This is a genomic window from Tenacibaculum salmonis, assembly GCF_041053065.1.
Taxonomy (GTDB): Bacteria; Bacteroidota; Bacteroidia; order Flavobacteriales; family Flavobacteriaceae; genus Polaribacter; species Polaribacter pacificus_A.
This window is the reverse complement of record NZ_JBFCVV010000001.1, coordinates 26,246-37,729: the sequence shown is the minus strand read 5'-3', so window position 1 is coordinate 37,729 and position 11,484 is coordinate 26,246. Positions and strand designations below refer to the sequence as shown.

General features: G+C 28.7%; 11 protein-coding genes and 1 other RNA gene. 7 read left to right on the top strand and 5 right to left on the bottom strand.

Annotation, left to right across the window (positions count from 1 at the left end):
* Positions 1-60: 60 nt before the first annotated feature.
* The 5 genes from AB0T67_RS00115 to AB0T67_RS00095 all read left to right on the top strand — a co-directional run bounded on the left by AB0T67_RS00115 (position 61) and on the right by AB0T67_RS00095 (position 5,667).
* Positions 61-1,026 (top strand): hypothetical protein, encoded by a 966-nt coding sequence (locus AB0T67_RS00115; RefSeq protein ID WP_369218610.1) that lies wholly within the window; start codon positions 61-63, stop codon positions 1,024-1,026.
* Positions 1,027-1,058: 32 nt separating this feature from the next.
* A complete protein-coding gene (locus AB0T67_RS00110; RefSeq protein WP_369218609.1) occupies positions 1,059-1,808 on the top strand; it encodes a hypothetical protein in 750 nt (249 codons plus the stop codon).
* Positions 1,809-2,124: 316 nt separating this feature from the next.
* Positions 2,125-3,435 carry a hypothetical protein gene (locus AB0T67_RS00105; protein WP_369218608.1) on the top strand — a complete coding sequence of 437 codons (1,311 nt, stop codon included), beginning with the start codon at positions 2,125-2,127 and terminating at the stop codon, positions 3,433-3,435.
* 4 nt (positions 3,436-3,439) lie between these two features.
* Positions 3,440-4,363 carry a hypothetical protein gene (locus AB0T67_RS00100; protein WP_369218607.1) on the top strand — a complete coding sequence of 308 codons (924 nt, stop codon included), beginning with the start codon at positions 3,440-3,442 and terminating at the stop codon, positions 4,361-4,363.
* Between the two features lie 149 nt (positions 4,364-4,512).
* Positions 4,513-5,667 (top strand): gliding motility-associated C-terminal domain-containing protein, encoded by a 1,155-nt coding sequence (locus AB0T67_RS00095; protein ID WP_369218606.1) that lies wholly within the window; start codon positions 4,513-4,515, stop codon positions 5,665-5,667.
* A 37-nt stretch (positions 5,668-5,704) separates the two neighbouring features.
* Here the strand turns inward: AB0T67_RS00095 and AB0T67_RS00090 are convergent, their stop codons facing one another.
* A complete protein-coding gene (locus tag AB0T67_RS00090; protein ID WP_369218605.1) occupies positions 5,705-6,190 on the bottom strand; it encodes a DinB family protein in 486 nt (161 codons plus the stop codon).
* A gap of 227 nt (positions 6,191-6,417) precedes the next feature.
* Between AB0T67_RS00090 and AB0T67_RS00085 the strand changes: the two genes are divergently transcribed.
* Complete coding sequence (locus tag AB0T67_RS00085) at positions 6,418-7,161, top strand: hypothetical protein (protein WP_369218604.1); 744 nt, start codon at positions 6,418-6,420, stop codon at positions 7,159-7,161.
* 63 nt (positions 7,162-7,224) lie between these two features.
* Here AB0T67_RS00085 and rny read toward each other — a convergent pair whose 3' ends face one another.
* From rny to AB0T67_RS00065, 4 genes are all read right to left on the bottom strand, one after another.
* Positions 7,225-8,832: a ribonuclease Y gene (gene rny / locus AB0T67_RS00080; protein ID WP_369218603.1), complete on the bottom strand. Its 1,608-nt coding sequence runs from the start codon at positions 8,830-8,832 to the stop codon at positions 7,225-7,227.
* 47 nt (positions 8,833-8,879) lie between these two features.
* A non-coding RNA gene (ssrS, locus tag AB0T67_RS00075) (6S RNA) lies at positions 8,880-8,988 on the bottom strand.
* Positions 8,989-9,047: 59 nt separating this feature from the next.
* A complete protein-coding gene (locus AB0T67_RS00070; protein WP_271230274.1) occupies positions 9,048-9,335 on the bottom strand; it encodes a cell division protein ZapA in 288 nt (95 codons plus the stop codon).
* Positions 9,336-9,347: 12 nt separating this feature from the next.
* The gene (locus AB0T67_RS00065; protein WP_369218602.1) at positions 9,348-9,638 is read right to left on the bottom strand and encodes a hypothetical protein; all 291 of its coding nucleotides are present in this window, start codon (positions 9,636-9,638) and stop codon (positions 9,348-9,350) included.
* A gap of 149 nt (positions 9,639-9,787) precedes the next feature.
* Between AB0T67_RS00065 and AB0T67_RS00060 the strand changes: the two genes are divergently transcribed.
* A complete protein-coding gene (locus AB0T67_RS00060; protein ID WP_369218601.1) occupies positions 9,788-11,479 on the top strand; it encodes a M23 family metallopeptidase in 1,692 nt (563 codons plus the stop codon).
* Positions 11,480-11,484: the final 5 nt, after the last annotated feature.

The window sequence follows — 11,484 nt, the reverse complement described above, 5'->3', positions numbered from 1 at the left end:
TTCACATAAATTTCACATAACTCTACAAAAAAAAAACTAATATTGCTAAAAAAACAAAGTATGAAAGCTATATTTACTTTAATACTTCTTTTACTTATAAATTGCTCTTTTTATGCTCAAGTAAAAATAGGAGATAATCCATCATTAATTGATTTGAACTCTATTTTAGAACTAGAAAGTATTGACAAAGCACTTGTTATTAGTAGAATGAGTGACACTCAAATGCTTGCTATACAGCCTTTAAAAGGAGCTTTAGTATATAATACTACTGAAAATTGTGTTTTTGTATATGATGGAGCCTTATGGAAAAGTTTATGTAATAACGGTACAGGAACAGGAACAGGTACAGATACAAGTATAAAAGTTACAACATCAAATACAGCACCTACCGATAATGGTTTGGCTGATTTTTGGATTAACCCTGACCTAAATAATGCTACCAGTATATGGGACGGTAGTAACTGGATAGCCTTAGATAACAACCCTATAAAAGGAAACGGTACTCCTCAAACAAATGTAACAAACCCAATTGCTGGTGATTTATATATTGACAGCAATACTGGTGATATATACACCTACAATGGTACTAGTTGGATTTCTTCAAATGCACCATTAACAGCTGATAACGGTTTAACAATAGATACAACCAACAATATACAATTAGGTGGTGTACTTATTAAACCAACAGTAATACAAACAAGTGCTGCATTTACTTTAGGAATTACTGGTTTAGAAGATGGAAACTTTACTACAGATGATATTGTTACAGTTAATAAAACGACTGGTCAATTAAAAAAGGTTGCAGCTAGCAATTTTTTTAGAGAGGAAGTTACCTATTTAACAGCTACTTCTGATGGAGAAGTACAATTTACTCCGAATATTGTAATTACTGATGCCAAAAAAGTGAACGTATATAGAAATGGAGTACGAATAGATTTCTCAGTAGTAAATAGTACTACTATAGAAATAGAAGCCGAAGCAGCATGTTACTCTGGTGACCAAATAAGAATAGTACAATTTTATTAATAAACCTTAATCTGAAAACTAAAACAATTATTATGAAAACAATTACAAACAAATTTAAATTAGCTGTCGTTGCCGTTGGTATGTTAGCTATTGGTACAATGAATGCACAAACAGCTCCTGCTGACTCAGGTGAGGTAACAAAAACTGCTAAAACTGCTGCTGCTGGTGAATCAATTAAGTTAATTGACAACAAAGGTACAATCAAATACTTACAGTCTAACAATGGTATTACAACTATTACTTCTACAGTTGCAGGTAACAGAACTGTTACTACTTGGCAATTAGGTGGTGAATTAACAGATAACACCTATATTACAGCTAAGGCTGATGGTTCTGCTGAATTTGCTTTAGATGGATTAGAATTAGTTACTGATGCAACTACTGCTTCTACTGACGCTACTGATAGATCAATTCATGGAGTTGGTACAGGTTTTACTGTATTAATTAGAAATGAAGTAAGTGGAGCAATTCAAAAAATACAACTTACTGATTTATTAAAAGTAGAGGCTGTTTACCATATATATACTCAAGCAATTGGTGGTGGTGGTACTCCAGATGCGGCTGGAGATGCTACAGGAAATGTTAATGTTGTAGTGACTGGTTTACCTGCTTTAAACGCTGCTTCTGTTAATAAATTATTTGTATTCAGAAATGGAGCTAAATTAAGACATACAACTGATTTTGATGCTCTAACAACAGCTGGTACTGTTACTATAATTTACGATGCTGCTGAATTACCAATGTATGCTGGTGATGTTATTGAAATTCAATATATCAAATAATTTTAGTGTATAAAAGTATTAAAATTACTATTAAATTATAACTTCTGCATTGGTTCGAACAAACAGAACCAATGCTTAAGAAGTTAGGTATATTAACAATAATAATCTTTATAATTGTTAATAACATTAAATCAGATATTCTAGGTAACATTCCTTCATATTCCTAAAATTATAACTTTTAGAATATTAAAAATAATATTTTTATATTTAAAAGTAAAATAAAACTATTCTTATACAACCCCAACCATAAGATAGTAACTATTATAATAAAATTGTCATAATCATCAATAGTCATAAGACTTATATAGTAAATAAAATGATACAATATAACAAACATAATTATATATTAATTCTTGCTCTTATTTTTATTTCTTTAAAAATGAATGCACAACGAGTTAAGGTTATTGACAATAAAGGGACAATTAAAATGGTAAACACCACTGTTACAACAAATGCAACGGGTACAGCACCACTAAATCCTTTAGAAGGTGATATTTGGTTTGACACCTTAAATAGTGAAATTAAAATTTATGATACAGAACCGTTATCAGCCCCTATTTGGAAGAATATGTCTGGATATTATACTGATAATATTTATAATATCGACGGAAACTTAACTGCTAATAGATTTGTAGGTGGAGGAGGTAATAATTTAAGGTTTTCTGGTTTTAATCGGTTTGATATAGATAATGCTAATTATGTACTGTTAGAGTCTACTGGATATTTTGATATAAGAGCAACTACAGGTATTAATCTTTATAGTGATACACGTATTACAGGAAACATTTCTGTTGCAGGTGGATATAGAGATAGTGGAAATAATTATGGTAATGTTGGTCAAATATTATCATCAACAAATACTGGTACTAGTTGGATTGATAATACCGCATCAATAACCGGAACACAAGGTTCTATATTTTTTGCTGGAGCAACAGGAGTATCTACAGAAAATAACTCACAATTATTTTGGGATAATACCAATAATAGATTAGGAGTCGGAATCAATTCACCTACTAATAAACTTCATGTTTCTGGAGCAATTAGGTCAGAAGGTATATTAAATTCTAATGGAACTGAAAATGAACCTTCATTCCGTTTTAGTGATGATACAAATACAGGAATGTATAAACCTGCTGCTGATGAAATCGGTCTTGTTGTTGGCGGAAAAGAAGCAATTAATATTGATGAAACAGCTAATAATACAACAGTAACAATTAAAGAAACACTTAAATTAGATGGAGCTTTATTAGATTCAAGTCTTCCTAATGGTAATGCAGGTACATTAGGGCAAATTTTATCATCAACAGGTACAGCTACCAAATGGATTACCCCTAATTTAGCTATGATAATAAATAAAACTTCAGACTATACATTAACACTTTCTGATAATGGAAATGTTTTAACTTTTAATAGCACAACAGATATAACGCTTACCGTACCAACAGGTTTACCTATAGGTTACAATATAAGTATTTATCAAATAGGTACTGGTAAAGTAACTATACAAGGAGGCGCAACAATATTAAACAGATTATCAAGATTTAAAACAGCAGGTAAAGATGCTGGCGCAGGGCTTATAGCTACAGGCACTAATATATTTCATTTAACAGGTGATTTAAAAAAGTAAACAAATGAATAAATACATTTTAATACTTTTATTAGCTACCACCTTATCAGGGTACTCTCAAAGAGCAAAGTACAATAATTTTCCTACTAAAAAACCTCATCATATACTTGATGATAAATTGGATAATATAAGTTTTGCTTTTTCTATGCGAGTTATAGAAAGTAACTATAATGGTCCTATAATTCGACTAAGAAGAGCTAGTGATAATGCCGAACAAGATTTTGGATGGGCAGATAATGATATTGTAGACGTAAATGCAATAAATACATGGAAAGGTACAAGTAATGTATTTGTACATACCTGGTATGACCAAAGTGGTTTAGGTAGAAATGCTGTACAAACTACACAACATAGGCAACCTCGTTTTTATCCTGATGTAACTATTCCTTATTTTCAAGGAGATGGTAGAAATGATAATAATGTTAATAATCAAGGAGATCATTTAACAATAGATACTCCTAACGGAATACAAGACCTAACCAATAATGGAAATGAAGGTACTGTTATTTCTGTAATAAAGGCAACAAAAAAAAACCAACATACTTTTGGTGTTTTAGTAGATAGTGACCGTTGGTCTACTCATATAAATTGGAATGATAATTATTTATATTTTGATCCTGGTGTTTGTTGTAATAATACTCGACGATTTTATAATAATACAAATATAAATGTCTGGCAAATTTACTCTTTTATTAAAACGACAACAAATACAATTGCACGCTCAGGTACTGTAGAAATGTTTAATAATGTATACACTAAAGGAAAATGTAATAGAACTGAAGATTTTGCGATAGGTTGGGCTACAGGAAATAAACCTAATAGCCATGCAACAAGTTCTTTTAATGAAATTATTATGTATAACACAAACATAAATACAACACAAATACAAGAAATAGAACAAAACTCAATAACATTTTGGGGTATTTAAAATATCTTTGTTCACTAATCTAAAAAACAACTAAGTTAATATTTACTTCATTAAATGTAAGGATATTTAAATAGATAAGACTAAAAAAACATACAAAGCTTACTTTAAAGCTTTTAAAAGAATAAAATATTATAAATACGGGGGTATCTATGAAATTATTTACATATTTAATGGTGCTAATTATACCATTATCAATTACAGCACAAACAGCTTTTTATAATCATGGAAATATTCAAATACATGATGAAGCAAGTATTGCTTTTCATACTAATTTAATAAATGATGGAAATTTTGATGATAATAATAAAGGCTTAGTCACTTTTTATAGTGATACAGAAATACTAACTGTTTCAGGAAACAATAAAGCTATTTTTTTTGATGTTGATATTGATACAGCAAATGATTTAGAACTACAAACATCTTTAGGTATTACAAATGATTTAAGCTTTATTAATGGAAAAATACTTACACAAAGAGATAATTTAAATACTTCTTTAGATTTTATCAATCATAATATTTATGCTGGTGAAGACAATTTAAGACATGTTGACGGTTATACATCTATAAATGGTTTAAATGAATTCACATTTCCAATTGGTGATAATAATCAATTAAGACCTATGATATTACCTACTCAAAGTACTAAATCTACCTTTTTAGGTGCGTATTTTTCTGAAGATCCTAATACACCAAGTACATTTGGTCAATCTTTTTTAACCGACCAAAAACAAGTTTTTATTGAAAATATTAGTAAAAAAGAATTTTGGGATTTAAACGGTACAAATGCAACTTCAATTACTCTTACTTGGAATGCACAAAGTGACATACCTTTAATTACTGATGCCATTGATAGATTAAAAGTAGTTGGTTGGAGTATTACCGAAAATAAATGGATAGACCTTGGTAACGCTAATGTTATTGGAGATTTAAACTCAGGAAGAATAACTTCAAATACTTTTATTCCTGATAATTTTGAAATTATAACAATTGCCTCAGGTTTTTCTGATAATAACTCAGTTGATACAAATATTCTTTTTTCTCCTAATGGCGATAATATTAATGATACTTTAATTTTTGAAAACTTAGAAAGCTACGACAACAACAATTTAGAAATTTTTAATCGTTGGGGTAATGTAGTATATAAAACTGAAAACTATAAAAACAATTGGTCAGGAGAATCTACAGGTAGGTTTACATTAAATACTAAAGATAAATTACCTACTGGTACTTATTTTTATATTTTTAATTATGTAAAAAATGGAACTTCTAAAGTTCAAAAAGGTTGGGTTTATATTAACTTATAGTGCACCAAATATAAGCTGTTAAAAATTATTTAACAGCTTATACTCTTTTTAACGTTGTCGGATTATATCCAAAATCTTTGTCTGGTAAAGCTATTCCTAATTGATTAATAATAAAACCTATACTTGCGAAATGATGTATCGCATGACTATGCGCTTGTGTCAAAGCACTTCCTAACGTATAATTTACTGTTATTTTACCTGTTCCTAAATCATCTGTTACAGCTACAATTATATCAAAGTCTGTAATTGTTAATGCATGTAATTGCGTAATTACATCATTAAAATATTCGATACCAAATTTTGTTTTCTCCTCAGCTAATTGATTTCTTTCTCTATCTGAAAAGTCAACTATTTTTTTATCTATACCATTAAAAAGGCAAGCAAAAACATCTAATACATGACGCATATTAGCTCCTATACTCGAATAATATGGTGGTACTGATTTATCACTATATTCTTCATCTGAAATAGCATTTAATAATTTTATTCCTCTTTGCAAATTTTTATCAATAGCGTCTATCATTCTTTTATTTATCTGAAGGGTGAGTCGTATAAATATAGTATTTTTTACAAATAGATAAAACTTATTTACAATAAAGCACATAAGCACCTAATAAATAACTATATATAAAGAAAATAAACTACAAAATAAACTTCATAATTAATTTATGGCATGCTATTTGAAAATTAATTATCAAATGCGGAAGCCGAAAAGCATATAGAGTAAGCATCACCCTAAATTTATCAATTATGAAAAAAGGGATACTTTTATTATTAATCGCAATCATGTCACTAACGACTGTAAGTGCTAAAAACACACATAAATCAACTAGTAATATTGAAGTTAAAAATCGCTATAATGATGTTGTTACTTTTATTGAAAGAGATATACAATTTCATATATTTTTAAATGGTGATTTTGATTTTAATACACATTACAAAAATAATAGATATACAAACTACAACAACAGAGTACTTATAAAGCGAGACAATAGAGGTCGTATAAGACGTATTGATAATACTTTTATTAATTATGGAATTAATGGAAACGTGACTAGAATAGGTAGTGTTTTTATTGATTATAGATTTGGTAAATTAGCTAAAGTAGGAAATTTAAAAATTAGATATGATCGTTGGGATACTCCTCAATTTCATGGTAACGTAAAGTACAATAATAATCATTGTGGAACTGGTACTTATTATAATCACCACAATGGTAATAATAATAATAATAATAATAATGTAGACATCGACATTAATATAGGAACTACATATAATTATGATAATGCTTATTTTTACAAAAGAAGTTTTAAAAAGAACTACCGTAAATATAAAGAGGATAGAAATTTCTTCTATTACAGAGCTAACCCTAACACAAAAATAGGAAAACACAATCGTGTTTTAAAAAGGCGTAAAAACAAAAATTACTCAAAAAAACCTCATCATAAAAAAACAACTAGTAACTCTAGAAGAACTTACAGAAAAGATAACTAAAACAAAAAGCCTCATCAAAATGATGAGGCTTTTTTAATTATATATTTTAGTTTATAAACTATTCTATTTAGCTACGTTTACAGCTCTTGTTTCACGAATCACAGTAACTTTTACCTGTCCTGGATACGTCATATCATTTTGAATTTTTTGTGAGATATTAAATGATAATTCTGAAGCTTTTGCATCGTTAACCTTCGCACTTTCAACCATAACTCTTAATTCACGACCTGCTTGAATAGCATATGCTTTTTGTACACCTGTAAAACCGAAAGCAATATCTTCTAAATCTTTTAAACGTTGAATATATGAATCTAATACCTGACGACGTGCACCTGGTCTTGCTCCTGAAATAGCATCACAAACCTGTACTATTGGCGATAATAAACTCTTCATTTCTATTTCATCATGGTGAGCACCAATTGCATTACATACGTCTGGTTTTTCACCATATTTTTCAGCCCATTGCATTCCTAATAAAGCATGTGGTAATTCACTTTCTGTTTCTGGTACTTTACCTATATCATGTAATAAACCAGCACGTTTAGCAGCTTTTGCATTTAAACCCATTTCAGCAGCCATAATACCACAAAGGTTTGCTACTTCACGAGAGTGTTGTAATAAATTTTGCCCATAAGATGAACGATACTTCATACGTCCAACAATTTTTATTAACTCAGGATGTAATCCATGAATTCCTAAATCGATAACAGTACGTTTACCTACTTCTATAATTTCTTGGCTAATTTGTTTTTCTGTTTTCTTAACAACCTCTTCAATTCTAGCTGGATGAATTCTTCCATCGGTTACTAATTTATGCATAGACAAACGTGCAATTTCTCTACGAATAGGATCAAAACAAGATAAAATAATCGCCTCTGGAGTATCATCAACAATAATTTCAACACCTGTTGCTGATTCTAGAGCACGAATATTACGCCCTTCACGCCCAATAATACGTCCTTTAACATCATCCGATTCTAAATTAAATACAGACACACAATTTTCAACAGCCTGTTCTACTCCTACTCTTTGAATAGTTTTTAAAACAACTTTACGAGCTTCTTGCTGTGCTGTCATTTTAGACTCTTCAATAGCATCTTGTACAAATGACATTGCTTCAGCCTTCGCTTCGTCTTTTAATGATGAGACTAATTCTACTTTGGCATCTTCGGCTGATAAACCTGAAATTTCTTCTAGCATATCAACATGACGTTTATGTACTTTTTCTACCTCAGCTTCTTTCTTTTCTAAAATTTCTATTTTATGATTAAATTCAACTTCTTTCTTTTCTAAAACCTTAATTTTAGCATTAAAATCTGTTGCTTTATTTTCTACAGTTTTATTTAATTTTCTATTTTTATCTAATTCTGATGAAATTTGACTTTCTTTATCTCGTGTTCTCTTTTCTACATCAGAAATTTTCTTTTCTCGTGATAAAATCACTTTTTCATGCTCTGATTTTAATTCAATAAATTTTTCTTTAGCTTGTAAAATTTTATCTTTTTTTATTGCATCTGCTTCTATTTTAGCCGATTTAACAATATTTTTTACTTCTTTATTTGTTTCTATGATTAGCTTATTTGCTTTAGATTTTTCTAATATTTTAGCTATAATAAAACCGATTGCTACTCCTATAATTCCTGCTAACACAGGAAATAAAATTCCATCCATAATTTTAATTTAATTGTATAAAAAAACCTACATTAATAAGGTTTTATAAACTCCGTAAAAACAGGTTTAGGACTAACTGGCTTGTCAAGGATCCGAAGTAAAATCGGCATGCTTTAAGAACCAAGACTCATCCTTTCTAAATAAATAGTGTTGAGTTTAATAAACAATGTACTAATGTAGGCAGTAATATTAATATATCTATATTTTAAAGAACGTTATAAATGCTTATCTAACAAGTTAGTTAAATCATTTATTTTATTTATTACCTCAGTATTGTCTTTAGTATTTTTTAAAGATACTATTTCTAATTTAGATGCAAATTGCAATGCGCACATTGCTAACACATCTTGTTTATCAGCTACTGCATAGTTTTGTTCAAACTTAACAAGTAAATCATTAATGTTTTTTGCTGCTGTACGCATCCCTTGTTCTTCATCTGTGTTTTTAACACTCAGCGGATACGTTCTTCCTGCAATTACTACATTAACTTTTATTTTTGTCATGTTAAAGAACTTTTATGAATTCAAAAGACTAATACATTTATCTATCTCTCGAACTAAAGTGTTTATTTTTTGCTTTGTTTCTTTTTTATTTTCTTTACTGCCTTGTATAGTTTTAGCTACTTTAAGCAAATTATATTCTTCTTGCTTTATTTTTAACTCTTCTGTTTTCTCTTGTAATATACCATGTAATTTTGCATGATTTTCAAGCAAAATTTGATTTTCTTCTTTTAAAAATTCATACTTATATAATAAGTTTTTTAACTTATTTTCTAGTAAATAAATTGCTTCTAAAGGAGTACTCATTTATTTTTTTGAGAATAAAACTATATATACAAAGTTATCATTATAGATTTTAAATAGCAACTCTTTTACTACTTTTTAATAAAATACTGATTATAAGACCTATAAGTATTTGGCTTATTTTTAGTATTTTTGTTTAAAATCATGCTACTTTGAAATTTTATTTTTCTATTATTTTTCTATTAACTTTCTACACAGGAAATGCACAAAAGCAATATCCTAGAAACTACTTTTCTCCGCCTTTAAGAATTCCAATTATTTTATCGGGTACTTTTGGCGAGTTACGAAGCAATCATTTTCATTCAGGAATAGACATTAAAACACAGGGAAAACAAGGAATTCCTATTTATGCAGCGGCAAATGGTTATGTTTCTCGTATTAAGGTTTCGCAATATGGTTTTGGTAAAGCTATTTATTTAGAGCACCCTAACGGATACACAACTGTATATGCACATCTTCAAAAATTTGAATCAATTATTCAAAAATACGTTAAAAGTATTCAATATAAAAAGAAGAATTATCAAACAGGTAATTTATTTATCAAACCAGAAAAATTCCCTGTAAAAAAAGGACAAATTATTGGCTATACAGGCGATACTGGAGGTTCTGGTGGTCCGCATTTACATTATGAAATTAGAGATACTAAAACCGAACATATTATAAATCCGTTATTATTTGGCATCAATCCAAAAGATGATAAATCTCCTACTCTTCAAAAAATAATGGCATATCCGTTAAATGAGCAATCAAGAGTTAATAATTCTAGCTTAAAATCTATTATATCATTTAAAAAAACGAGCCCTAATAATTATATTAGTCAACGTATTACAGCTAGTGGTGTTATTGGTTTTGGTGTGAGTGTTTTTGATAGATTAAATGGTGCTATCAATAAAAATGGAATTTATAGCCTAGAAATGAAAGTAAATGGTAGCCGAGTTTATTATCATGATGTTGAAACTTTTTCTTTTGCCGAAAGTAAATACATTAATTTATTGATTGATTATAAACATTATAAAACATACAAAAATAGAGTCCAAAAAACACACAAAGTATCTGCAAACAGATTAAACTTATACGAAGACCTTGTTAATAATGGGAAAGTCAATATTGAAAATGGTGCAAGTTATCAAGTAGAAATTATAGCTAAAGATATTAAGCACAATACGACTTCAATTAAAATACCAATTAAAGGTGTAAAAAATAATTTAGTTTTCAGACAAAAAGACACTACAAATTATAAAATAATTGCAAAAGATTTCAATAAATATACGCTTGATAATATAACTATTGCATTTCCTAAAAACACTTTCTACAACGATTGTTTTATTGATTTTTCTATTGATAATGATATCGTTAATGTTCATAAATCCACAGTTCCGATAGATAAAAGATACACCTTAACTTTTGATACTTCTCTTTTAGAGGAAAAACAACAGCAACAAGTTTATATTGCAAATGTTAGTAATAAAAAATATCCTAGATATGCCAATACAAAAAAGAAAGTCAATAAAATATATACCTCAACAAAGGTTTTAGGAAGTTATAAATTACTTTTTGATAGCATTCAACCGACTATTAAATTATTCAATTTTGCAGATAGACAGTGGTTAACGAAAAATAAAACGTTAAAAGTAAAAATTAAAGATAATCAATCTGGCATCAAAGATTTCAACGCAACCATTGATGGACAATGGGTTTTAATGGAATACAATCATAAAAAAAGAATACTTACCTATAATTTTGATGATAAAAAATTGGTTGGTAGCAAACATATTTTTAAAATTATCGTTTCTGATAATGTTGGAAATTTAAAAACACTTTCAGCAACATTCTTTAAAAAATAAAAAAC

Coding starts and splice junctions, on each gene's coding strand:
- AB0T67_RS00090 (WP_369218605.1), bottom strand. CDS start 6,190: ATGATAGACGCTATTGATAAAAATTTGCAAAGAGGAATAAAATTATTA.
- AB0T67_RS00105 (WP_369218608.1), top strand. CDS start 2,125: ATGATACAATATAACAAACATAATTATATATTAATTCTTGCTCTTATT.
- AB0T67_RS00070 (WP_271230274.1), bottom strand. CDS start 9,335: ATGACAAAAATAAAAGTTAATGTAGTAATTGCAGGAAGAACGTATCCG.
- AB0T67_RS00110 (WP_369218609.1), top strand. CDS start 1,059: ATGAAAACAATTACAAACAAATTTAAATTAGCTGTCGTTGCCGTTGGT.
- rny (WP_369218603.1), bottom strand. CDS start 8,832: ATGGATGGAATTTTATTTCCTGTGTTAGCAGGAATTATAGGAGTAGCA.
- AB0T67_RS00115 (WP_369218610.1), top strand. CDS start 61: ATGAAAGCTATATTTACTTTAATACTTCTTTTACTTATAAATTGCTCT.
- AB0T67_RS00100 (WP_369218607.1), top strand. CDS start 3,440: ATGAATAAATACATTTTAATACTTTTATTAGCTACCACCTTATCAGGG.
- AB0T67_RS00065 (WP_369218602.1), bottom strand. CDS start 9,638: ATGAGTACTCCTTTAGAAGCAATTTATTTACTAGAAAATAAGTTAAAA.
- AB0T67_RS00095 (WP_369218606.1), top strand. CDS start 4,513: ATGAAATTATTTACATATTTAATGGTGCTAATTATACCATTATCAATT.
- AB0T67_RS00085 (WP_369218604.1), top strand. CDS start 6,418: ATGAAAAAAGGGATACTTTTATTATTAATCGCAATCATGTCACTAACG.